Consider the following 21,620-nt stretch of genomic DNA (forward strand, 5'->3'; position numbering starts at 1 on the left):
TCGACGCAGTTCGATCAAGATCATGTGTGCCCAAGAAAGGGGGAGTCGCTCGTTGATTCTGATCAAGGCTGAGAGCCGTCAGCGCGGTAGCAACGTGCAAGACTGACATTTTCCGACGGATCACCATGGCGCTTCCTTTGCAATCAGAAGGCCGGGTCCTTGCGGTCCGCGGCGCCGTGGTTGACGTGGAGTTCCCCGCCGCCGAGCTCCCCAAGCTAGGCGACGCGCTTCTGGTGGATTGGGACCTGCCCGAAATCCTGATCGTTGAGGTTCAGGCCCACCTGGACGAGACGACGGTGCGCGGCGTCGCCTTACAGGCAACTGCCGGTCTGAAACGGGGTGCGCGGGTGCAATCGACAGGTGGACCGATCAGCGTTCCCGTCGGCGACGCAGTGCTCGGGCGCCTGCTCGACGTGACCGGGCGCACGCGGGACAACGGCCCCGCATTGCCCGACGATCTGGCGCGCGCGCCGATTCACAATCCCGCACCGCCACTCGGCGAACGGAGCCCGGCCACGGCGATCTTCGAAACGGGCATCAAGGTCATCGATCTTCTGGCGCCGCTTCCGCAGGGTGGTAAAGCCGCAATGTTTGGCGGCGCCGGCGTCGGCAAGACCGTGGTGGTGATGGAATTGATCCACGCCATGGTTCAGAGTTACCAGGGCATTTCCGTGTTTGCCGGGATCGGCGAGCGCTCCCGCGAGGGGCATGAGCTGCTGTTGGAAATGCGCCGATCCGGGGTGCTCGATCGCAGCGTGCTGGTTTACGGCCAGATGAATGAGCCGCCGGGTGCCCGCTGGCGTGTCGGGCTGACGGCGCTGACGATCGCCGAATACTTCCGCGACACGAAGCGTCAGAACGTTCTGCTTCTCATGGACAACGTGTTCCGGTTCGTGCAGGCCGGGAGCGAGGTGTCCGGCCTGCTCGGGCGCTTGCCGTCGCGCGTCGGTTATCAGCCGACCCTTGCCACGGAAGTCGCCGCGTTGCACGAACGCATCGCCTCGGTTTCGGGCGTCTCGGTGACCGCCATCGAAGCGGTCTACGTTCCGGCCGACGACTTCACCGATCCGGCGGTGACCGCGATCTCAAGTCATCTCGACAGCATGATCGTGCTGTCGAGAACGATGGCCGCCGAGGGCATGTATCCCGCCGTCGATCCCTTGAACTCGTCCTCCATCCTGCTTGATCCGACTGTGGTTGGCGACGAGCACTATCGGATCGCCGAAGAGGTGCGCGAGACGATTGCACACTATCGAGAACTTCAGGACATCATCTCGCTGCTCGGAATCGAAGAGCTCAGCGCTCAGGACCGGCTGGCTGTTGCACGTGCCCGACGCCTGCAGCGTTTTCTCACTCAACCGTTTTCCGTGACCGAGGCGTTTACGGGTGTGCCTGGCCGCTCGGTTCCCCTGGCAGAGACGCTCAAGGGCTGTCAGGCGATCCTTGGCGGTGACTGCGATCAGTGGACAGAGAGCTCGTTCTATATGATCGGCGGCATCGACGACGCGAGGGCCAGGCAGCCTCAGGAAAAGTCCGAGGAGCCGGCGAGATGAGGCTCCTGATCACCACACCGACTGCAATCGTGATCGACGAAGCAAACGTTTCGAGCGTCCGCGCCGAGGACGACAGCGGCAGCTTTGGAATTCTCGCAGGTCATGCCGACCTTCTTACTGCTCTGAACATCTCGGTGGTCAGTTGGCAAGGCGCCGACAGGCGCCTACGCTACTGTGCGGTGCGGCGGGGCGTGCTTTCCGTGACCGGCGGCGCCGAGATCGCCATCGCCACACGTGAGGCGATTGCCGGCGACGATCTCGATCGCCTTGAAGTGATCGTGCTCGATGAATTTCGCAAACGAAGCGAAACCGAGCGCGCGTCCCGAACGGAGAATCTCCAACTGCAGATGAAGGCCATCCGGCAGATCGTCCACTACCTGCGTCCCGACAAGCGCAGTTTGATGGAGGGCGGCTCGTGATGGTCGGTTCGAAGCCGAACGGCGATCCCACTCCTGATGGATTGACCAAGGCGGTCCGCGACCGACGCGCGCGATGGGAGTCTTGGCGTAGCGATGGCGACTCATCGGTGGTGCGATTTGTCGGCCAGATCGGCGTGCTCGGCTGGATCATCGTCGCACCTGCGCTGATTGGCCTGTTCGTCGGCCGCTGGATCGACCGTTGGCTCGGGACAGGCATCTTCTGGAGCGCGCCGCTCCTTTTGCTCGGGGTGGCGGCCGGCTGCTGGTCGGCCTGGCGATGGATGCATCAGCAATGAGCCATGCCGTCATGCACGACTATCTCTTCATTGCTGAGGCAGCTGGCTGGATTGGTGCTGGTGGCCTGCTGGGGCTGCTGCATTTCGCCTCCTTGCGATGGAACGTACGCTTCCTCATCGGTGGCCAGCCATTCTCTTCGCTCGGACTGCAATTGCTTCGTTTCGCTGCGACAGGTGGAGCCATGGTGCTCGTCACCAAATCGTTTGGAGCGATGCCCCTCCTTGCCGGGACCCTCGGCCTCCTGACCGCGCGGAACGGACTTCTTCGGCCGGAGACGCGACGATGATCGGTTCACCCCTGACCGCAAAGGTCGTGTTCACGATTGGGCCAGTCGCAGTCACCGAGCCCGTCGTCGTGACCTGGGGGCTCATGGCCATCCTCGGCGTGGGTGGCTGGCTCGCCACGCGCTCGCTCTCGCTGCGGCCCACCGCTGCCCAGGCGATCGTCGAGACGGTTGTCGACGTCATCGAAAATCAAGTCCACGAGACCATGCGCGTGGCGCCGGCGCCATATGTCCCGATGATCGGTACGCTCTTTCTCTTCATTCTGACGGCAAATTGGTGCTCGCTGATCCCCGGTGTCGAGCCGCCAACTGCGCACATTGAAACAGATGCGGCGCTGGGGCTCATCGTGTTCGTCGCCATCTTCTACTTCGGTGTTCGGGCACGGGGGCTGGTCGGATATCTCAAGACCTTCGCCGAGCCCACCTTCATCATGGTTCCCCTGAACATCGTCGAAACGTTCACGCGAACGTTTTCGCTGATCGTGCGCCTGTTCGGAAACGTGATGAGCGGTGTTTTTGTCGTCGGCATTGTTCTGTCCCTTGCCGGTCTACTCGTGCCTATTCCGCTCATGGCGCTCGATCTCCTGACCGGCGCGGTTCAGGCATACATTTTCACCGTTCTCGCCATGGTATTCATCGGCAGCGCGTTGAACGAGGGACGCGCTCCCACGAAAGGGAAGTCATCATGAACTGGATCGAGATTGTCAGCATCTTTGCAGCGGCCATGGCGGTCTCTTTTGGAGCGATTGGGCCGGCACTTGGCGAAGGTCGCGCGGTCGCCGCAGCAATGGATGCCATCGCCCGGCAGCCCGAGGCGGCGGGGACGATCTCGCGCACCCTCTTCGTCGGTCTTGCCATGATCGAAACCATGGCAATCTACTGTCTCGTCATCGCGCTGCTCGTGTTGTTCGCCAACCCCTTCATCCATTAGGCCGATATGCATATCGACTGGTGGACGTTGGCGCTCCAGACCGTCAATGTCCTCATCCTCATCTGGATCCTGGGCCGGTTCTTCTTTCGTCCGGTCGCCGATCTCGTAGCGAAACGGCGAGAAGAGGCGGCTAAGCTCCTTGCGGACGCCGACGCGGCTCGAAAGGAGGCCGGGGACCTTCGCGCCGAAGCAACGACACTCCGCGCCGGGATCGACGCGCAGCGCGATCGCTTGCTCGCACAGGCCCGCAAGGACGCGGAGGCGGAGAAAGCGTCCGCGCTCGCCCAACTGTCGAGCGAGCTCGATCAGCACCGAAAGGATGCGGCAGTCGCGATCGAAAAAGAGCGCATCGCCATGCAGCACGCTGTGCTCGATCGAGCGAGCGAGCTCTCGGTGCGGATTGCACGCCGACTACTAGAACGGCTTCCAGCAAGCGCTGCATTCTCCGCTTTTCTCGATGGTCTTGGTGCTGAACTGGGCCGGCTGACGGTGGACTCGCGCAATCGCCTTGCGGGATCGGATCCGGCTCACCCGCTCGACGTCGTCGCAGCGGCGAAACTGGATGACGAGCAGGCGGCCAGCTTGCGGGAGACGATCCACGCAGCGTTCGGCAGTGAGCCACCGATACGTCTCTCGTGCGATTCCAGGCTCATCGCTGGTTTCGAAATCAGAGGCCGGAATATCGTCGTGCGCAACAACTGGCAGGCCGACCTCGAGATCATTCGAAGAGAGCTGGACCGATGACGGCCATCGCCCCTCTCGACAGCTGGCTACGGGAAGCCGAGGCGCGCGTTGATGCTGCGACGCTTGCACCGGCAACCGAGCAGATTGGCTGCGTGGAATCCGTTGCCGATGGGATCGCATTGGTGTCAGGCCTGCCCGATGTGCGTCTTGATGAGCTCGTACGCTTCGAGCACGGACAGGTCGGCTACGCCACCACGCTCGACCGCGATCTGCTGGGATGCGTCCTGCTCGACGACCCCACAGGCCTCAAGGCGGGCCATCAGGTGCACGGCAGCGGCGAAGTGGTCCGCGTCCCCGTCGGACCTTCTCTGCTCGGCCGGACGATCGATCCGCTGGGGCGTCCTCTGGACGGCGGAGCACCGATCGAGTCGGGCGCATATGAGCCGATCGAACGGCCGGCACCGTCGATCATCGATCGCGACCTTGTCAGCGAGCCCCTGCAGACCGGAATTCTTGTGCTGGATTCGATGTTCGCGCTCGGCCGCGGCCAGCGCGAGCTCATTATCGGCGATCGCGCAATCGGCAAGACGGCAATAGCGATCGACTGCATCATCAATCAGAAGTTCAGCGACATCGTTTGTGTCTACGTCGCTATCGGTCAGAAGTCGTCGACCGTGAAGCGGGCGATACAGGCGATACAGACACACGGCGCTCCCGAGCGATGCATTTTCGTCGTTGCCGGCGCTTCCGCTTCGCCCGGCCTGCAATGGATCGCCCCTTTCGCCGCTTTCACCATCGCCGAATACTTCCGCGACCGTGGCCAGCATGCGCTGGTGGCCATCGACGATCTGACGAAACATGCGGCCACCCATCGGGAAATCGCCTTGCTGACGCGCCAACCGCCCGGTCGCGAGGCCTACCCCGGCGACGTATTCTATGTTCATGCCAGGCTGCTGGAGCGGGCGGCAAAGCTTTCCAAGGCGGCCGGGGGAGGTTCGCTGACCGCGCTGCCCATCGCTGAACTCGATGGTGGGAATCTCAGCGCCTACATTCCGACCAACCTGATATCGATTACCGACGGCCAGATCGTTCTCGATGCGCGTCTTTTCCACGAAGGTCACAAGCCGGCCGTCGATGTCGGCACAAGCGTCAGCCGAGTGGGTGGAAAGACTCAGGCTCCAGCCTTGCGCGAAGCCGCACACGCTCTGCGCCTCGACTACGCGCAATTTCTGGAACTGGAAATGTTCACGCGCTTTGGCGGAGTGACCGACACCCAAGTCAAGGACAAGATCGCTCGCGGGCGACACATCCGGAGCATCCTGGCCCAGCCACAATATTCGCCGGTTCGTTTGGCGGACGAGGTAGCGCTCGTCACGGCGCTGCAGACCGGCATTCTTGACCGCGTGGCGTTGGACGACATCGCAAGGTTTCGCACCGAACTCTCGTCCTGGATCGACAAGGAGGCAAAGGAGGCCGTGGCGGCCATCGAGCGGACAGGCGAACTCGATGACCCGCAGAGAGCAGCCATGACAGCGGCGCTCACGGGGCTTGCCGCCAAGTGTGCGCGACCGCGCGCCGATCGGATCTGAATGATGGTGGAACGGCTCGCTGAGATCTCGGTCCAAATCCAGAACGTCCGCCAACTGGAGGCCGTGGTCACTGCCTTGCGCGGCATCGCCGCGTCGCGCGCGCAGCGAGCACGCTCCCTCCTTGACGGCATCGATTCCTACAGCGCTGTCGTTTCCCGGGCCATCGGACAGGCCCTGACGCTGCTGCCGGCAGATTTTCGACATCTGCCGGAAAGAAGAAGAGCGACAACCGGCGTGATCCTCTTTTGCGCGGAACAGGGCTTCGCCGGCGCATTCAGCGAACGTGTTTTGAACGCTGCAGGGGGCGATCTCGCAAACGCAACGACATTCCTGATTGGAACGCGTGGCCTTGTCATCGCCCGCGAGCGTGGGTTGAACCCGTCCTGGTCGACTCCGATGGCCAGCCACGTGGATGCTGTTCCTTCACTTGCGAACAACATCGCCGACGCCTTGTACGCGCAGATCGCAAGCGGTACGCCATCAACCGTTCAAATGATCGTGCCGCGATCAATCTCCGGCGTCGGCGTCCAGATTGAACGCTACTCGCTGCTTCCACTTGATCTTGCGCGCTTTGCCAGTGACTCCGAGACTCTGCCGCCGTTGACAACACTCGAGCCGCGGGAATTGCTCGAACGACTCACGGCCGAGTATGTCTATGCCCGGCTTTGCGAGGCAGCCATGCATTCCTATGAAGCCGAAAACCAGGCACGCATGATGACGATGACGGCAGCCCGGCACAACATCGGGACCCGCCTCGTCACGCTTGGACAGCGTGAGCAGCAGCTCCGGCAGGAAGAGATAACAAATGAGATCGTCGAGCTCGCCGCCGGAGCCGAGGCGCTGGCGGATCGCTGAAATGAACGACGCATTTTGAAAGGGACAACTGGCCCCGCGATCAAACGGCCCCCTTTGGCATCGTGGAGATGGCGGCCGGCCTGAGCTCTCGCCCGCAATGGCCACCATGCGCACCGGGAGATCCTTGTGGCGGGACATCGGCGCCACCGTCCGGCCGTTTCAGAAAGCCGGCACTCGTTCGTGCCGGCTCATTTCCTGCCGCGCGCCCCGAGGCTCATGGAACAAGGGACCGACAGGAATCTCCGAGAACGTCTCGTTTTGCCGCTGGATCAGCAGCGCATCGAGGCCTTGCTTCAGCGCCAGGGCCTTGCCTCGCTCCGGACCGAGAACCATGAGCGCAGTGGCCCAAGCATCGGCATCCATGCAGCTGGCGGCAACGACTGAAACCGACGCAATTCCATTGTCTACCGGGCCGCCGCGCGATCGGTCCATCGCGTGAGAGAGGCGCTTTCGCCCGATATCGACCCAGCGCCGATAGTCGCCCGAGGTCGCGACCGCCGCATCACGCAATTCGATCACGCCGAGCGGACCGCGTAGTTCATAGTCAGGCGCTTCCACCGCTACTCGCCACGAGGATCCGTCTGCCTTGGCGCCTCGCGCTCTCAACTCTCCATCGAGACCGAGCAGCGCATTGGAGACGCCGAAGCACTCGACCACGCGCATCATCTCGTCCACGGCGAAACCCTTGGCGATACCCGAAAGATCGAGGGCGAAGTGGCTGTGCTTGCGCGCCCTTCGTTCCGGCACATCCAGTTCAAGAACAGTGTGGGTTGGTGGCAGCCGCTCGCGAAGAGCCGCGCGAAGCGCTTGCGCGTCTGTCGCCGAACAGGGAGGTCCGAAACCCCAGGCATTCACGAGAGTTCCGAGCCCGACGTCAAAGGCTCCGTCCGAGGCGCGTCCGATTGCAACTCCCCGCTCCAAGACCCGCATGAGTTCAATCGGCAAGGATTCCCAGGTGCCCGGCGACGCTGCATTGAAACGCATCAGGTCGCTGTCCGGCTTCCATGTGGACATCTGATGGTCGACGCAATCGACGGCGTGAGCCAATGCGGTTTCCAGCGCGGCAAGATTGGTCGACGGCGGTGCATAGAGCAGCGCCGACCAGCGCGTTCCCATGGTGGCGCCGCTCAATACATGACGGTGCAGGTCAGTAGACATCTTCAACATACCTCCCTTGGGCTTTGAGTGCGACAGGCGTCAGACCCAGGGGCGCCAATACCTCCGCCACCGCCTGCATGACGTCCGCTGCCATGTCGCGCCCGCCACAGACCATGATCTGTGCTCCGTTGGTGATGAGCGCGCGCAGGCGATCCGCGTCACCGCGCAGGCGATCCTGCACATAGCCGCCGCCCTTCACGCGCGAGAAGGCAGTGGTGAGGCTCGTCAATCGTTTCTCACCGAGCCAGTCATCGATTTCGCGCTCATAGAGAAAGTCAGAGGCTGGATCGCGCCCGCCGAAATACAGATGCATCGGCTGGCACCCGCCGTTGGCACGAACAAATCCTGCCAGCGGACCTATGCCGGTGCCAGCGCCGATCAGGATCACCGGCTTTCGTCCATGTGCCGGACGGAAAGCGGGATTTGCCTTCACGAAGGCCTCGATCTTGTCGCCCGGCTGAAGGCCGTGAAGCAGACCAGAGCAAAGTCCGCCCGGATGCTTGCGGACGCAGATCTCGACGAAGCCATCACGGGTCGAACTTGCCAACGAATAGTAGCGCGGCAAGTTGCAGTCTGGCGGCAGAACCGCGATCAGGTCGCCTGCGGCGAAGCGCGGCCAGCCATGCCCCATGAGGCGCGCGAACATGCCGCGTCCTGGCAGCGCGAAGCGCAGCACGCAGGTGGGCGCCTGCACCTCCGCGCCGTAATCGATGCGTTCGATGAGCGTCAGCATATCAGTACGCGGCCGCTCCGGCACATGGATCAGCACAAGGTCCTCACCCATGACGTCCGACAGGGCCTTGCCCCACCGCGCAAACTCTTGCGCAGACTGGCGGTCGATCGTGTCCAGCGGAATCAACGATCGCGAGCCTTTACGCGCCAGGGCCGCCTCGACGTCGCGGGCGAATTGACAGAATTGCGGGAACTGCCGATCACCGAAGCCGAGGACTGCGACCGGAAACGGCGGTGGCGTGGTGATCGCGTCGAGGCGTTTGAGGAATGCGCCGGCTGTCGCCGGCGCTGCGCCGTCGCCATAGGTTGCCGTCAGCACGAACATGCGCTGGGTCGACGGATAGGATCGCAACAAGCTGTCCATTGGAGCAGCGTGAACCCTGTGCCCGTTGGCCGTCAGCGCGGCATGCAGCGTGCGGGCGAAGCCCCATGTGCTGCCGCCTTCGCTGCCGACCAGGATCACGGTGTCGGCTTCCTTGGCGGGAACGTTGTCGGTGATGGGAGCGTGAGCGTGCTTCCTGCTCGACCACACCACGGCTCCGCTCAACCCGAGCACCGGCACACCGAGGGCACTGACGCCGAGCAGCAACCCAAGCCACCAGAGCCCTTGGCCGGTGTGCAGCATGTAGATGAATTCGTAGATCTGCCGGGCGACCGAATTGTCCTGCCAGCCCAGCATCTCTCCGCTGGCCGGGTCGACGTAGCCCTCGCCTGCAGCGGTGACCAGATGGAAGAGATCGTTCGGATTCGCGGCGTTGGGAAACGTCAATTCACGCAGTTGAGAAAGATCGATGCCACGCAAAGCCTCGATTTGCTCGACCGGAAGAGCCGGGCCGCTGCTTGTCACGCTCGGGAATGCGGACAGCTGCGCCGTGCCGTCCGGGATCAGTCCGAACGTCGTGAGCGACAGATAAAGCGCTGTCATCGCCGACAGCACGAGCCCGACGGCCGCCAGCCGACCGAGATCGGTATGCAGGCGTTGCATGCCGCCGCCACGGGAGCGGCCGAGAACATGCCGCCACCCTCCCATGCGCCGGGCCGTCATCTGCAGACCGGACAGCGCCAGGACAAGCATGGCGAATGCGCTCGCGCCTGCGGCCATGCGTCCGCCATCGCTCAGAAAGAACGAGCGGTGCAGGTTTGTCATCCAGCGCTCGAACGGGGAGCGCACGTAGTCCGAAACCGGCTTGCCGCTGGAAGGGTCCACCACGCTCGCGGCCGGGCCGGCTGTTCCGGAGTAGAAGGCGATGATTTTGCCGGAGGTCAGTCGCTTGATCTGCTCGACGCCAGGATATCTGTGGGCGATCCGGCCGGCGAGGTCGGCGACGCTCATGCTGTCTGGCGATATCGCCCCAGCTCTTTCCCAAGCCGGGATCACCGACAGCACCGCGCCGCTTAGGACAAGCACCATCAGCGGCAGGACGACGGCAAGGGCCAGGCCCCTATGAATCAAGCGCAGCATCACACCCATCCCAAGGCTACTTGTCGTAAGTGAACGAGCGGATGTAGCTGCGCCCTGCCAGCGGCCGGCCCGCGCCCGCGGATGTCAGCGGAACCACCACCTCGGACGGGCTGTCGCGCATGTCCTCGGCGGCGGCGTCGATATGCAGCTTGTAGCCCGCATCGAAGAGCGCATCCGCAAGATCGAGCGTGATCTTCAGCGTACGGCCGGCTCCGACGCTTGCGCCGGTGATGCCGTTGATATCTGCAAGGTTTCCACGAGAACTGCGCTCCCAGCCGCTGAGATGGCTGTAATATTTGGACTTGGAGCCAGCCATCCACAGCGTGCCTTTGTAAGCTCCGGTCGCGTCGGTGACGTAAAGCGCCAAATACGCGCCGTTCCCGCCGTAGTTATTAAGCGTCGTGGTCAACGTGACAGGTCGCGCCATGGCCAGCCCGGGGGCGGTCAGCGCGGTGGTCACGGCAAGGGCGGCAATCATCGATTTCATTTTTGTCTCCGACAGTGGCGCTTCTATCGCGCCCTAACTGAATGGCGCGGCTGACGTGCTCCTGAAGGTCGATCCGATTCTGCTTCAGGTTGTCGTCAGGTTGGCGCTCTCCCCAAAAGAAAACGCCCCGCACGAGGCGGGGCGCGCTTGAACGCGATGTCGCGTTCACTCGATTCAGGCGACGTCCGTCAGTCAGGCCGGCCTTTTGCGTCCCAGGATGCTCGCGGCTTCCGGACCGTTATTGAACCTGGACCTTGGGAGCCGCGCCGCCCTGAATAAGTCCGTTGGTGGGCGGCGCCGTAGGCGCGGCTGCTCGTCCTGGTCCCGACTGATCGCCTCGCCGCTCTCGGTCACCTTGATCATGATCCTTGTCGTGCTCTCCGCGCTTTTGCTTCACGCGGATCACAGCCAGAGATGCAGGATCAATCTTTGCCTCGATGGCGCGACCGGCTTCGTCCTGTCCCCTGATCTCATAGCATCCATCGTCGATCTTGATTCTGCGCACGGTCCAGCCGCGCGCCTTCGCCATCTGCTCGACCGCTTCGCGCGGCTGCCACTGCGCCATGGGCACGTTGCAATCGTCATCATCGGCCAGCGCCATGCCGGGCGTCAGCGCCCCCAGCAGAATGGCGGCAATCAACATTGTCCTGTTCACGTTCTCTTGCTCCCGCTTCAAGGCTCCTGCCCGTCTTCTTCTTGAGCCGGTTTCCTGACGTTGACCTGAAGACGCCGCGACTTTTGCTTCAGGTCAACGTCAGGATCTCCTCTATGATTATCGCTTACAGGTCGACGGGCTGGGCGGAATGACCCGATGCGGATATTGCTGATCGAAGACGACACGATTCTGGGGGCGGCAGTACGCGACCAGATTGTGTCGGATGGCCATTCCGTGGACTGGGTGACCCGCCTGGATGCGGCAAGGGAATATCTTGACACCGCGGCCTATGACCTCTTGCTCCTGGATCTGATGCTGCCGGATGGCCGCGGTATCGGACTGCTGCGGGATCGACGCGCCAAGGGCGACGTGACGCCGGTCATCATCCTGACGGCGCTCGATCAATTGTCCGACCGGATCGAAGGGCTCAACGCCGGCGCAGACGATTACATGATCAAGCCCTTCGATCTTTCGGAGCTTACGGCGCGGCTGAATGCCGTCGCTCGCCGCTATGCCGGCAATCCGAACCCGCTGATCCGAATTGGCGATCTTCAGATCGATCTGGCCGCTCGGTCGATTGCGCGTGCAGGAAAGAACATCGCCCTGACGGCGCGGGAATGGGTGCTGCTCGAGACTTTCTTGCAGCGTCCGCGACAGGTTTTGTCCAAGTCGCTGCTCGAGGAACGGCTCTATTCCTTCGGCGAAGAGATCGAGAGCAACACCATCGAGGTACATGTCAGCCGGCTTCGCAAGAAGCTCGGACACGCCGTCATTGAGACCGTGCGAGGTCTCGGCTATCGGCTGGGAATCGCCTCATGAAAGGACCGCGTAGTCTGCAGTGGCAGATCTCGCTGTGGCTCGGGCTTGGCGTCGCGCTCCTTTGGATTGTTGCAGCCGTCGTGACCGGCCAAAGGCTGCGTCACGAAATGAACGAGGTATTCGATAGCGCGCTTGAGGAGACGGCTCAGCGGATTCTTCCGCTTGCGGTGCTCGATATCCTCGGCCGTGAGGCAGACGGCACGTCTCAGCGTATCGCCACGCTCAGGCAGCACGACGAGTACTTCACCTATGTGGTCCGCGACGACCGCGGCACCGTCCTGCTGCGCTCGCACGGCGCCGATGACGCGATCTTTCCTCCTTTCTCCAGAATGGGGTTTGTCGACACCCCAACCCATCGAATCTACTTCGACACTGCAGTGCGAGGCACGATGACGATCGCGGTGGCGGAGCTGCTGACACATCGTCGCGAGGTCGCGAACCAGGCGCTCCTCGGGCTTGCCTGGCCGCTGGGATTGCTCATTCCCCTCAGTCTTCTCGCCGTATGGGGCGTCGTGCGCGTTTCGATGACCCCGGTCAGGCGCCTGCGAGGCGACATTGAAGCGCGCGGCACCGGCGACCTGTCTCCGGTTCCAGCCGCGGGACTGCCCTCCGAGATCGGGCCGATCGCCGACGCCGTGAACGGCCTGCTGGAGAAGCTTCGGCGCGCCCTGGAAGCCGAGCGAAGTTTCACGGCCAATTCCGCGCACGAACTACGTACGCCGGTGGCTGCCGCGCTCGCGCAGACGCAACGCCTCATCGCCGAGACCAGGGACACCGCGGCCCGAACCCGGGCCCAGCAGATCGAGGTGGCGCTGCGGCGGCTTTCGCAATTGTCTGAAAAGTTGATGCAACTCGCGAAGGCGGAGGGTGGACGGCTTCAGGGCAAGGAGACGACTGACATAGCATCGGTGCTGAAACTGGTCATCGGGGAGATGATGCGCGATCCGGCTGCGGCCGGTCGACTCGCTGTCAACATTCCTGCGACGCCGGTTCTCTTCGATATTGATACGGATGCCTTTGCCATTCTAGCGCGCAATCTCATTGAGAACGGCCTCAAGCACGGAGCGTCCCACGCACCAGTCGTTGTAACTCTTTCCAACACTGGCGTGCTGACCGTTACAAATGAGGGAACAGCCGTTCCGCCGGAGTTGCTGGAACGCTTGTCTCGTCCGTTCGAGCGCGGCAGCACTGATGCTGACGGCTCGGGGTTGGGCCTCGCCATCGCAAAAGCCATCGCCTCCGGAGTTGGTGCCGAGCTCGTCCTGACGTCGCCTTTGCCTGGAGCGCAGGGCGGCTTCCAGGCGAGGTTTTCCGCGCAGTGAGTTCATCGGCGGCCAGTCGATGATTTTTTGAGAAATTGGGAGCAGATTGGGACGTGGCAATTGCGGCCAATTAGCAGGCCGGGGGGGGCGAATCATGAGCGCGTGGCGACCAGCTCTTCGAGAAGCGCTACGGTAGCCGCTAGGCTTCGGCTCGGCGGCGTCATCTGATTGGCCACCTCGCGCGCCCGAGTGGGCATCCCGGCTCCAGAACGGTCCGCAGTTCATGGCGAAGGGTCGCTTGCGTCGTTGCCGAAAAACGACGCGAGGTGCCGATACCCAGGCGTCTGATCCGTGTCGCCCATACCGGCTGGTCGGCGCCGATCCAGAGGACAAGAGTTGGGACGCCGGAGCGAACACTCGCGGCCGTGGTGCCGGAGCCGCCATGGTGAACGATGGCCCGGCAGCGCGGCAGGACAGCGGCGTGATCGGTCGCAGGCACGATCATGACGTCCTGCGTGGGGACCGTGTCTTCAAGCCGCAGGACTCCCGAACAGATCAGCGCACGCTCGCTGAGTTCGCGGCAAACATTTGCGATCATCGCAACGGTCTCCGTCGGTCTGTCGACCGGCATGCTGCCGAACCCGAAGTAGATTGGGGGGCGGCCGGCGCCGATCCAGGAAATCACGGACTCATCGAAGCCGGTGGCTGATTCCAAGGTCATGGTGCCGACCAATGGTCTCTCCCAGCCCCATCGCGCCTCGAGTCCGGGAAAAACACCTTGTCATAGGCTTGAATCTCCAGCGCGCCCGATTCGACGATACGGCGCACGGCGCTAATTCTGGAGTCCGGAAGCCGCAGAACCCGGCGCTGTTCATCATAGGCCGGCCTCAATAGGCGCCAGTGCGACCACTTGGCGACTGACCACAAGGACTCGACCAAACTCGGGGGCAATCGAATCGGCAGGATGTGGTTGTTCGCCCTGACGGGGAAGTAATGCAGGGCGGCAAGCGGCACCCCCTGGGCCTCGGCCGCGTTGGCGGCCAGCTCCTGATAGGTCGTACCGCTCAGGATCACTCGGCGCCGGCGGCTCGCAACCATCCGCGTACACCGGCGTGCGCGAGCCGAACGATATCGTCCAACAGGACGCGTTGGGCCATACATGTGACGAAGTGAACGCGAGCGGGTCGAACGCCCTCGTGTACGCAGGCCTCCTGGACAACGGCCGTCAGCGCCTCGACCATCCGGCGTGGCGTTGGCCGCTCCGGTCAGCCCGGCGTCCTCCATCTCCATCAAGCGATGGGCAGCAAAGCCGATCATCTCGCGCAGAAGATCGGTGTCCGGGGCCTTCTCCGCGAGCACGCGAAGGGGAGCGCGCGGGCGAACGGCTTTGCTCTACCGAGTTACACCACGCCCGGGGACCCGACCGCAATCCACGATCTGACAGACGCCGAGCTGCGTGTCGCGGGCCGCCACTGCTCAAGTCGACAGCTACCGACCTATCCAGAACGGACCCGCAAGCAGTTGATCTCAGGTCGAAGAAGCGGCGGCAGGAGCAAACAGAAGCAGCCGGCGTGTCGGAATAGCCGCTGACCCGCTTGTCGGAATGGCTTTGCAGATTTGCCATACATCTTTGGAAGGCTTGGTGGGCGCACTAGGGCTCGAACCTAGGACCCGCTGATTAAGAGTCAGCTGCTCTACCAACTGAGCTATGCGCCCGGATCTTGCATCCGGAGAAAGCCTTCCGCGAGAGCCGGTCGTTTAGCAAAGCGATTCCGGGATGTCCAGCGATCCATGACGATTTTTCGTCACTTTCGATGCAGAAACACCGCCGGCGGGCGGCGGTTTTCCCCAAGTGAAATCAGAAGGATCGTTAACCGGCGCTCAGAGCCGTCCGGACTCGCGTTCCTCCTCGGACCAGCCCATGTGGCCCATCGGTCCCGGGCCGAAGCGATGCCCGCCGAAGCGCGGACCGTCCTCCATGCCGCCCTCGCCGCGCTCCATCCAGCGGTGATGGCGCGGACCGTCCGTTCCCATCATGCGCCCCATCGGCCGGGTGAGCATCGACAGCCGGCGCTTCTGGCCGTCGTCGAGCGTCTTGTAGAGCGGGTCGGCAGCGTCGGCGACCTTCTTCATCGCATCCGCGGTGACCGCCATCGTATCGGCACGCTCGCGCAGCCGCGCCACGGGATCGATGTCCTTGTCCTGGGCTGCGTCGGTCATCCGCGCATTGGCGCGGTCGAACCGCAGCTTGGCGAGATCGCGCACCGCGCTCTCGACCGGCGGCCACAATTTCTCCTGGTCCGCCGTCAGCTTCAGGCCGGCATGGACGGAAGCGATGCGCGCATCCAGCATGGCGGCGCGATCTTCCGGATTCATGCGCGCATGATGCATGTGATCATGAAACCAGCCGCGCTGGGCGTAGACCGCGGTCGAGCCGGCGATGGCGAGCACGGCGACAGCGGCGATGGTGAACCTTCTCATGCCAACCTCCTTGGAAAGTCGGATCAGCATGAGCCCGCCGTTCCGCACCTTCAACTTACAGTTTGGACAGAGTGTACGACCTTACGAAGATGTAATTGCTTCAAATACCTTTCTGTTTTTGCAATTCGGTGTCATTTCATGTCTGCGCCTCAAAGCATCCCCAGCATGCGCGGCAACCACAGCGAGATTTCCGGCACGTAGGTGACGAGCGCGAGGAAGCCCAGCATCGTCAGCAGCCAGGGCATGACGGCGATGGTCAGCTCGGTGATGCCCATCTTGGCGATGCCCGAGGCGACGTAGAGGTTGAGCCCGACGGGCGGGTGACACATGCCGACCTCCATGTTGACCACCATCAGGATGCCCAGATGCACCGGATGGATGCCGAGCTTGACCGCCACCGGGAACAGGATCGGCGCCATGATCAAGACGATCGAGGTCGCCTCCATCACGTTGCCGGCGAGCAGCAGGAGGATGTTGACGACCAGGAGGAACACGATCCAGTTGACGCCGGCCGCCGCCATCCAGTTGGCGATCTGCTGCGGGATGTTCTCGTTCGCCATCAGGAACGAGAACAGCACGGCGTTGGTGATGATGTAGAGGATCATCGCGCTCATGTTGGCCGAGCCGAGCAAGACCTTCGGCACGTCCTTCAGCGACATATCGCGATACACGAACACCGCGATGACGAAGGCATAGACGGCGCTGACGGCCGCGGCCTCGGTCGGCGTGAACTTGCCGGTGTAGATGCCGCCGAGCACGATCACGATCAGCAGCAGACCCCACACGCACTTGCGGAAGGCCGTGAAGCGCTCGGCCCAGCTTGCCCGTGGCATCCGGGGGTAGTCGTTCTTCCAGGCCCGGTAGAAGGTGGTGAAGCCGAGCAGGCTCGCCAGCATCAGGCCGGGGATGACGCCGGCGATGAAGAGCTGGCCGACCGAGGCCGATGACACGCGGTGGCCGGCCGGATCGAGCGCGATGCTGCCGCCGGTCGCCACCGCATAGACCACCATCACGATCGAAGGCGGGATCAGGATACCGAGCGCGCCTGACGTCGTGATGACGCCGGCGCCAAAGCGCTTGGGAAAGCCCTGCTTGACCATCGCCGGCAGCATGATCGAGCCGATCGCGATCACGGTCGCCGGCGACGAGCCGGACACCGCGGCGAACAGCGCGCACGCCATGACGCCGGCGAGCCCCAGGCCGCCATACCAGTGCCCGACCATCGAGGTCGCGAAGTTGATCATTCGCCGGGCGACGCCGCCATGGGTCAGGAAATTGCCGGCGAGGATGAAGAACGGGATCGCCATGATCTCGAAATTGTCGATGCCGGTGAACAGCTTCAGCGCGACCGATTCGGTCGGCACGTTGGTCATGAAGAACACGAACGACAGCACGGTGAGGCCGAGCGCGATCGAGATCGGCATGCCCGTCAGCATCAGGAAGATGAGCAGGCTGAAGATGAGGAGGCTGCTCATCGCAGCGCCTCCGTCGCCGTCGGGTCGACGCCTTCGACATAGGCGTGGTCGTGATGCGGCAGCTCGTCATGGCGGAGATAGTGCCAGGCGACCTGCAGGAAGCGGAAGCACATCAGATAGGAGCCGAGCGGGATGCAGAGATAGACCAGCCAGCTCGGCAGCTCCATGTCCGGCGTCACCTGGTCGGTCTGCGACAGGCCGTAGACGAACTTGGCGCCCATGGTGCCGATGATGGAGGTGAACAGCGCGCCGCAGAGCAGGCCGAACAGGATCGTCACCTTGCGCAGCGACGGCCGCATCATGTTCACCACGACGTCGACGCCGACATGGATGCCGGTGCGCACGCCATAGGCGGCGCCGAACTTCGCCATCCACACGAACATGTAGATGCAGAGCTCCTGCGCCCAGGACAGGTCGATCGGAAACAGGATGGGATAGAGGAAGGGCACGCCGACCAGATAGCGGTGCAGCACGGCCACGAAGATGATCGAGGTCGCCGCCGCGATCAGAAATGCGATCAGGATCTCCTCGAGCCGATCGAGGATGCGCAATAGAAAGCCCAAGTCCCCTCCCCCACAATCAAACGTCCGCGGCGCTTGGCTGCGCCGTCTGCCTTCTTGCGCGCCGAGTGCGTCGCCCCCTCGGTGCGCGGACCATGGCCCGCGCACCGCTCGCCTCACGCCATCAGTTGGTCGAGCCGCGCGTCTCCTTCAGGAACTCGTCGATCAGCGGCTGGCCGACGCGCCCCGCGACGTCCTTGTACACCGGCATCATCGCCTTGCGCATCGCCTCGTCCTGGGCCGGCGTCAGCTTGACCAGCTCGCTCTTGCCGGACTTGCGGATCTCCTCGAGCGCGTCGTCGTTCTCCTTCGCCGACTGGCTGTTGCCGTAGGCGGTCGCTTCCTTCATCGCCTTCTCGCAGGCGGCACGGATATCCGGCGGCAGGCCGTCCCAGAACTTCTTGTTCACGACCACGACGTAGCCGATGTAGCCATGATTGGTCAGCGTGATGTACTTCTGCACCTCGTGCATCTTCTGGGTATAGATGTTCGAGGGCGTATTCTCCTGGCCGTCGACGACGCCGGTCTGCAGCGCCTGGTAGACTTCCGAGAACGCCATCACCTGCGGGATCGCGCCGAGCGTGCGGAACTGCGCATCCAGCACCTTCGAGGACTGGATGCGGAACTTCAGGCCCTTGTAGTCAGCGGGATCGACGAGCTTCTTGTTGGCGCTCATCTGCTTGAAGCCGTTGTCCCAGTAGGCCAGCCCGATCATTCCCTTGGGCTCGAGCAGCTTCAGCAGCCTGGCGCCGAGCGGGCCGTCCGTGACCTTCCGCAGGGTGGCGAGGTCGGGCAGGATGTAGGGCAGATCGAACACCTCGAATTCCTTGATGCCGATCGGGCCGAACTTGGAATTCGACGGCGCCAGCATCTGCACCGCGCCGAGCTGCAGCGCCTCGAGCTCTTCCTTGTCCTTATAGAGCTGCGAGTTCGGGTAGACTTCGACCTTGACCTTGCCGTCGGTGTACTTCTCGGCCAGCTCCTTGAACTTGTCGGCGGCGAGGCCCTTCGGGGTGTTCGAGGCCACCACATGGCTGAACTTGATCACGATCGGATTGTCGGCGGCCAGGGCCGGGCCGGCCAGCGCGAACACCGCGAGCGAGGCGGCGGTGGCGATCACATGGCGAAACTTGAAGTGCAAGGTGTCCTCCCGACGTTTCGGGGGACATTGCAATGATGCCCCCGCTTTGTATGCCAGGGACATTGTTAGCGGGTCGCCGGCCGGAATGCCATTGACCGTTAGCCGCAGAGCCGGGGATTCCCGTGCTGCAACGCACCATCCTCGCGTCGTCCGGGGCGGCGCGAAGCGCCGAACCTCAGATGCGCAATTTGCGCATCGGGGAACCTCGATATGGCCAGAGCAGGATGCAAACCAAGCTCCGGATTCCGGGTTCAGCCGCTCTCGCGGCTGCCCCGGAATGACGTTGTCGATCAGCCCGCCGCCGCCGTCGCGCCCTGCCCCTGCGCCACGTCGCGCTGGCGCTTCATGACCAGCTTGTTGAGCGCCCCCAGATAGGCCTTGGCCGAGGCCACCAGCGTATCCGGATCCGCCGCGCGCGCGGTCATCGAGCGGCCGTCCTGCGACAGCCGCACCGAGACCTCGGCCTGCGCGTCGGTGCCCTCGGTCACGGCATGGACCTGGTACAAGTCCAGCTTGGCCTCGTGCGGCACCAGCGACTTGATGCAGTTGAACACGGCATCGACCGGCCCGTTGCCTTCGCTCTCCTCGATCTTGGTCACGCCGTCGACGTCGAGCTTCATGGTGGCGCGCTGCGGACCGCGGGTGCCGGCGATGACCGACAGCGACAACAGCTTGATGCGGTCATGGGCGCTCACCATGCCCTCGTCGATCAGCGCCTCGATGTCCTCGTCGTAGATCTGCTTCTTGCGGTCGGCCAGCGCCTTGAAGCGGACGAAGGCGTCCTCGACCTGATTGCTCGACAGCTTGTGGCCCATCTCCTCCAGCTTGTGGACGAAGGCGTGGCGGCCGGAATGCTTGCCCATCACCAGCGAGGTCTGCTTCACGCCGACCGTCTCCGGCAGCATGATCTCGTAGGTCTGCGCGTTCTTCAGCATGCCGTCCTGATGGATGCCGCTCTCATGCGCGAACGCGTTGCGGCCGACAATCGCCTTGTTGTATTGCACCGGAAACGAGGTCGCCGCCGACACCACCTTCGAGGCGTGGGTCAGCTGCGTGGTGTCGATCTTGTTCCAGAACGGCAGCTTGTCGTTGCGCACGCGCATCGCCATCACGACCTCTTCCAGGGCCGCGTTGCCGGCGCGCTCGCCGATGCCGTTGATGGTGCATTCGATCTGGCGGGCGCCGGCGCGCACGCCGGCCATCGAGTTGGCGACCGCCATGCCCAGGTCGTTGTGGCAGTGGACCGAGAACACCGCCTTGTCGGAGTTCGGCACGCTCTCGCGCACACGCTTGAACAGGTCGTAATACTCTTCCGGCACGGCGTAGCCGACGGTGTCCGGGATGTTGATGGTGGTGGCGCCGGCCTTGATCGCGGCCTCGACGCAGCGGCACAGGAAGTCGAACTCGGTGCGGGTGCCGTCCTCGGACGACCACTCGACGTCGTCGGTGTGATTGCGCGCGCGCGTCACCGAGGAGACCACCAGCTCGAACACCTGCTGCGGGTCCATCTGCAGCTTGTACTTCATGTGCACCGGCGAGGTGGACAGGAAGGTGTGGATGCGGCCGCGCTTGGCCGGGCGGATCGCCTCGGCGCAGCGGTCGATGTCCTTGGCGCCGGCGCGCGACAGGCCGCAGATCACCGCGTTCTTCGAGCGCTTCGCGATCTCGTTGACGGCCTCGAAGTCGCCGTCGGAGGCGATCGGGAAGCCGGCCTCGATGATGTCGACACCCATGTCGTCCAGCATCGCCGCGATGTTGAGCTTCTCCTCGAACGTCATGGTGGCGCCGGGGCACTGCTCGCCGTCGCGCAGGGTGGTGTCGAAAATGACGACGCGGTCCTTGTCGGACTGAACGGGATCGGACATTGGCTTTCCTCGAATTTTGTCGGGTGGTGCGCTTGTCGGTCAGGATCTCTGAACATTGGGCGCTGAAGGGTGTTTCGGTGTCGAAGCAGCCCCCTGAGTGCCCAGGCGCATCCCGCCCAGCCGGCCCTCAGGGGCAGCTAAGAAGCAGAAGCTCGAGCGCGCCGGTCAGGCCGCGAGCCGGCAGCGGGGCGAGCGCGATCGACCGGGCGTCTGCCCCGGCGATGGCCTCGATCTCTGCGCTGCGAATCAGCATTGCCAAACCCTTTTGCGAAGACACGAAAATGGTGCGGCAAAACCATTGATGGAGTGTTGCCGAGGTGCCCTCGACAGCACTTTTACCGGGAATGGGAGGGCCTCGCAACGCCGAATAAGGGTCAGAAGGGGTGACGTATTGGGGACTTCTGCCCATGCTGCTCCCCACATCAACGATGTCATCCCGGGCAAGGCCGCCAACGCGCTAGCGTTGGTGGCCGCTGACCCGGGATCCATACGCCGCGGCGGATCTGGCTGGGCGGGATGGAGCGGCCATTGTGCCTCACAGGTCTCCCTGGGGTTATGGATCCCGGATCTGCGCGCGCGTGACCGCGCGCTTGTCCGGGATGACGGTGAGGGTGTGGTTGGCGGCGTCAACATCTGCATCGGCACGCACCTCATCATTCCCGCGACACCATCGTGCCCAGGCTGATCATCAGCATCGCCCCTCGCCAATCGAGGGTGCAGGGAAGGCCGGGCGTCTGCCGACACCCGCGGCCCCCGTGCGGAAAGAAGTGCACGGGGCAGGAACCACAGGCTCGGCCAGGACAACCCGGCCTTCCCTGCGCAAAACGGCTTTACGGCTTACTTCGCGCTCTTGTGTGTTCGAAACCTGCCAGAATGTGCGAACGGGCGGTTCTGACCAACCGCCCGTCGCTG

The 21,620-nt window shown here is 63.4% G+C and carries 22 protein-coding genes, 1 tRNA gene and 1 pseudogene; 11 read left to right on the plus strand and 13 right to left on the minus strand.

The window, feature by feature from the left end:
• Positions 1 to 125 precede the first annotated feature (125 nt).
• From atpD to QX128_RS32215, 9 genes are read left to right on the plus strand one after another with little or no spacing between them, the layout of a single operon-like run.
• Positions 126 to 1,553, plus strand: coding sequence for a F0F1 ATP synthase subunit beta (gene atpD / locus QX128_RS32175; protein ID WP_316239559.1), 1,428 nt, complete (start codon positions 126 to 128; stop codon positions 1,551 to 1,553).
• Complete coding sequence (locus QX128_RS32180) at positions 1,550 to 1,972, plus strand: F0F1 ATP synthase subunit epsilon (protein WP_316179884.1); 423 nt, start codon at positions 1,550 to 1,552, stop codon at positions 1,970 to 1,972. Before atpD ends, QX128_RS32180 begins: the two co-directional genes overlap by 4 nt.
• The gene (locus QX128_RS32185) at positions 1,972 to 2,268 is read left to right on the plus strand and encodes an AtpZ/AtpI family protein (RefSeq protein WP_316217026.1); all 297 of its coding nucleotides are present in this window, start codon (positions 1,972 to 1,974) and stop codon (positions 2,266 to 2,268) included. Before QX128_RS32180 ends, QX128_RS32185 begins: the two co-directional genes overlap by 1 nt.
• Positions 2,265 to 2,555: an ATP synthase subunit I gene (locus QX128_RS32190; protein ID WP_315803753.1), complete on the plus strand. Its 291-nt coding sequence runs from the start codon at positions 2,265 to 2,267 to the stop codon at positions 2,553 to 2,555. Before QX128_RS32185 ends, QX128_RS32190 begins: the two co-directional genes overlap by 4 nt.
• Positions 2,555 to 3,241 (plus strand): F0F1 ATP synthase subunit A, encoded by a 687-nt coding sequence (locus QX128_RS32195; protein ID WP_410053202.1) that lies wholly within the window; start codon positions 2,555 to 2,557, stop codon positions 3,239 to 3,241. The genes QX128_RS32190 and QX128_RS32195 overlap by 1 nt, the downstream gene beginning before the upstream one ends.
• Positions 3,238 to 3,483 carry a F0F1 ATP synthase subunit C gene (locus QX128_RS32200; RefSeq protein WP_315803755.1) on the plus strand — a complete coding sequence of 82 codons (246 nt, stop codon included), beginning with the start codon at positions 3,238 to 3,240 and terminating at the stop codon, positions 3,481 to 3,483. Before QX128_RS32195 ends, QX128_RS32200 begins: the two co-directional genes overlap by 4 nt.
• A 27-nt stretch (positions 3,484 to 3,510) precedes the next feature.
• Positions 3,511 to 4,227 (plus strand): ATP synthase F0 subunit B, encoded by a 717-nt coding sequence (locus QX128_RS32205; RefSeq protein ID WP_315803756.1) that lies wholly within the window; start codon positions 3,511 to 3,513, stop codon positions 4,225 to 4,227.
• Positions 4,224 to 5,756 carry a F0F1 ATP synthase subunit alpha gene (locus QX128_RS32210; protein ID WP_316239561.1) on the plus strand — a complete coding sequence of 511 codons (1,533 nt, stop codon included), beginning with the start codon at positions 4,224 to 4,226 and terminating at the stop codon, positions 5,754 to 5,756. The genes QX128_RS32205 and QX128_RS32210 overlap by 4 nt, the downstream gene beginning before the upstream one ends.
• 3 nt (positions 5,757 to 5,759) lie before the next feature.
• Complete coding sequence (locus tag QX128_RS32215) at positions 5,760 to 6,611, plus strand: F0F1 ATP synthase subunit gamma (RefSeq protein ID WP_316179881.1); 852 nt, start codon at positions 5,760 to 5,762, stop codon at positions 6,609 to 6,611.
• A 159-nt stretch (positions 6,612 to 6,770) separates the two neighbouring features.
• Here QX128_RS32215 and QX128_RS32220 read toward each other — a convergent pair whose 3' ends face one another.
• The 4 genes from QX128_RS32220 to QX128_RS32235 form a co-directional block, all read right to left on the minus strand.
• Positions 6,771 to 7,778, minus strand: coding sequence for an FAD:protein FMN transferase (locus tag QX128_RS32220; RefSeq protein ID WP_410053201.1), 1,008 nt, complete (start codon positions 7,776 to 7,778; stop codon positions 6,771 to 6,773).
• The gene (locus tag QX128_RS32225) at positions 7,759 to 9,972 is read right to left on the minus strand and encodes a PepSY domain-containing protein (RefSeq protein ID WP_316239563.1); all 2,214 of its coding nucleotides are present in this window, start codon (positions 9,970 to 9,972) and stop codon (positions 7,759 to 7,761) included. Before QX128_RS32225 ends, QX128_RS32220 begins: the two co-directional genes overlap by 20 nt.
• Before the next feature lie 7 nt (positions 9,973 to 9,979).
• Positions 9,980 to 10,450 (minus strand): DUF2271 domain-containing protein, encoded by a 471-nt coding sequence (locus QX128_RS32230; RefSeq protein ID WP_315803761.1) that lies wholly within the window; start codon positions 10,448 to 10,450, stop codon positions 9,980 to 9,982.
• Positions 10,451 to 10,688: 238 nt separating this feature from the next.
• The gene (locus QX128_RS32235) at positions 10,689 to 11,093 is read right to left on the minus strand and encodes a PepSY domain-containing protein (protein ID WP_316179878.1); all 405 of its coding nucleotides are present in this window, start codon (positions 11,091 to 11,093) and stop codon (positions 10,689 to 10,691) included.
• 168 nt (positions 11,094 to 11,261) lie between these two features.
• Between QX128_RS32235 and QX128_RS32240 the strand changes: the two genes are divergently transcribed.
• Both QX128_RS32240 and QX128_RS32245 read left to right on the plus strand, forming a co-directional pair.
• Entirely contained in the window at positions 11,262 to 11,924 is a 663-nt protein-coding gene (locus QX128_RS32240) for a response regulator transcription factor (RefSeq protein ID WP_315803763.1), read from the plus strand.
• Positions 11,921 to 13,246: an ATP-binding protein gene (locus tag QX128_RS32245; protein WP_316179876.1), complete on the plus strand. Its 1,326-nt coding sequence runs from the start codon at positions 11,921 to 11,923 to the stop codon at positions 13,244 to 13,246. The genes QX128_RS32240 and QX128_RS32245 overlap by 4 nt, the downstream gene beginning before the upstream one ends.
• A 160-nt stretch (positions 13,247 to 13,406) precedes the next feature.
• Here QX128_RS32245 and QX128_RS32250 read toward each other — a convergent pair whose 3' ends face one another.
• The 9 genes and pseudogenes from QX128_RS32250 to QX128_RS32285 all read right to left on the minus strand — a co-directional run bounded on the left by QX128_RS32250 (position 13,407) and on the right by QX128_RS32285 (position 20,961).
• Entirely contained in the window at positions 13,407 to 13,919 is a 513-nt protein-coding gene (locus QX128_RS32250; RefSeq protein ID WP_316239564.1) for a glycosyltransferase, read from the minus strand.
• A gap of 500 nt (positions 13,920 to 14,419) precedes the next feature.
• Positions 14,420 to 14,545, minus strand: a pseudogene (locus tag QX128_RS33280) (IS256 family transposase); the annotation flags it as partial.
• A 281-nt stretch (positions 14,546 to 14,826) separates the two neighbouring features.
• Positions 14,827 to 14,902, minus strand: a tRNA-Lys gene (locus QX128_RS32255).
• A gap of 165 nt (positions 14,903 to 15,067) precedes the next feature.
• Positions 15,068 to 15,667 carry a Spy/CpxP family protein refolding chaperone gene (locus QX128_RS32260; RefSeq protein ID WP_316217029.1) on the minus strand — a complete coding sequence of 200 codons (600 nt, stop codon included), beginning with the start codon at positions 15,665 to 15,667 and terminating at the stop codon, positions 15,068 to 15,070.
• Positions 15,668 to 15,816: 149 nt separating this feature from the next.
• Positions 15,817 to 17,142 (minus strand): TRAP transporter large permease subunit, encoded by a 1,326-nt coding sequence (locus QX128_RS32265; RefSeq protein WP_315825214.1) that lies wholly within the window; start codon positions 17,140 to 17,142, stop codon positions 15,817 to 15,819.
• Positions 17,139 to 17,705 (minus strand): TRAP transporter small permease, encoded by a 567-nt coding sequence (locus QX128_RS32270; protein WP_315752772.1) that lies wholly within the window; start codon positions 17,703 to 17,705, stop codon positions 17,139 to 17,141. Before QX128_RS32270 ends, QX128_RS32265 begins: the two co-directional genes overlap by 4 nt.
• A 121-nt stretch (positions 17,706 to 17,826) precedes the next feature.
• The gene (locus QX128_RS32275) at positions 17,827 to 18,843 is read right to left on the minus strand and encodes a TRAP transporter substrate-binding protein (RefSeq protein ID WP_316179869.1); all 1,017 of its coding nucleotides are present in this window, start codon (positions 18,841 to 18,843) and stop codon (positions 17,827 to 17,829) included.
• A 290-nt stretch (positions 18,844 to 19,133) separates the two neighbouring features.
• On the minus strand, positions 19,134 to 20,708 hold the full coding sequence (locus QX128_RS32280) for a 2-isopropylmalate synthase (protein ID WP_316239565.1): 1,575 nt from the start codon (positions 20,706 to 20,708) through the stop codon (positions 19,134 to 19,136).
• Positions 20,709 to 20,835: 127 nt separating this feature from the next.
• Positions 20,836 to 20,961 (minus strand): hypothetical protein, encoded by a 126-nt coding sequence (locus QX128_RS32285; RefSeq protein ID WP_315803769.1) that lies wholly within the window; start codon positions 20,959 to 20,961, stop codon positions 20,836 to 20,838.
• Positions 20,962 to 21,620 lie beyond the last annotated feature (659 nt).

Origin of the sequence: Bradyrhizobium sp. SZCCHNR1015, from assembly GCF_032489875.1 — a bacterium.
Taxonomy (GTDB): domain Bacteria; phylum Pseudomonadota; class Alphaproteobacteria; order Rhizobiales; family Xanthobacteraceae; genus Bradyrhizobium.

Excerpts from the sequence above, each read along its gene's own strand:
- QX128_RS32265 (WP_315825214.1), bottom strand. The coding sequence starts at position 17,142 with ATGAGCAGCCTCCTCATCTTCAGCCTGCTCATCTTCCTGATGCTGACG.
- QX128_RS32225 (WP_316239563.1), bottom strand. The coding sequence starts at position 9,972 with ATGGGTGTGATGCTGCGCTTGATTCATAGGGGCCTGGCCCTTGCCGTC.
- QX128_RS32200 (WP_315803755.1), top strand. The coding sequence starts at position 3,238 with ATGAACTGGATCGAGATTGTCAGCATCTTTGCAGCGGCCATGGCGGTC.
- QX128_RS32280 (WP_316239565.1), bottom strand. The coding sequence starts at position 20,708 with ATGTCCGATCCCGTTCAGTCCGACAAGGACCGCGTCGTCATTTTCGAC.
- atpD (WP_316239559.1), top strand. The coding sequence starts at position 126 with ATGGCGCTTCCTTTGCAATCAGAAGGCCGGGTCCTTGCGGTCCGCGGC.
- QX128_RS32185 (WP_316217026.1), top strand. The coding sequence starts at position 1,972 with ATGGTCGGTTCGAAGCCGAACGGCGATCCCACTCCTGATGGATTGACC.
- QX128_RS32220 (WP_410053201.1), bottom strand. The coding sequence starts at position 7,778 with ATGTTGAAGATGTCTACTGACCTGCACCGTCATGTATTGAGCGGCGCC.
- QX128_RS32190 (WP_315803753.1), top strand. The coding sequence starts at position 2,265 with ATGAGCCATGCCGTCATGCACGACTATCTCTTCATTGCTGAGGCAGCT.
- QX128_RS32180 (WP_316179884.1), top strand. The coding sequence starts at position 1,550 with ATGAGGCTCCTGATCACCACACCGACTGCAATCGTGATCGACGAAGCA.
- QX128_RS32245 (WP_316179876.1), top strand. The coding sequence starts at position 11,921 with ATGAAAGGACCGCGTAGTCTGCAGTGGCAGATCTCGCTGTGGCTCGGG.
- QX128_RS32230 (WP_315803761.1), bottom strand. The coding sequence starts at position 10,450 with ATGAAATCGATGATTGCCGCCCTTGCCGTGACCACCGCGCTGACCGCC.
- QX128_RS32260 (WP_316217029.1), bottom strand. The coding sequence starts at position 15,667 with ATGAGAAGGTTCACCATCGCCGCTGTCGCCGTGCTCGCCATCGCCGGC.
- QX128_RS32235 (WP_316179878.1), bottom strand. The coding sequence starts at position 11,093 with ATGTTGATTGCCGCCATTCTGCTGGGGGCGCTGACGCCCGGCATGGCG.
- QX128_RS32285 (WP_315803769.1), bottom strand. The coding sequence starts at position 20,961 with ATGCTGATTCGCAGCGCAGAGATCGAGGCCATCGCCGGGGCAGACGCC.
- QX128_RS32240 (WP_315803763.1), top strand. The coding sequence starts at position 11,262 with ATGCGGATATTGCTGATCGAAGACGACACGATTCTGGGGGCGGCAGTA.
- QX128_RS32215 (WP_316179881.1), top strand. The coding sequence starts at position 5,760 with ATGGTGGAACGGCTCGCTGAGATCTCGGTCCAAATCCAGAACGTCCGC.
- QX128_RS32210 (WP_316239561.1), top strand. The coding sequence starts at position 4,224 with ATGACGGCCATCGCCCCTCTCGACAGCTGGCTACGGGAAGCCGAGGCG.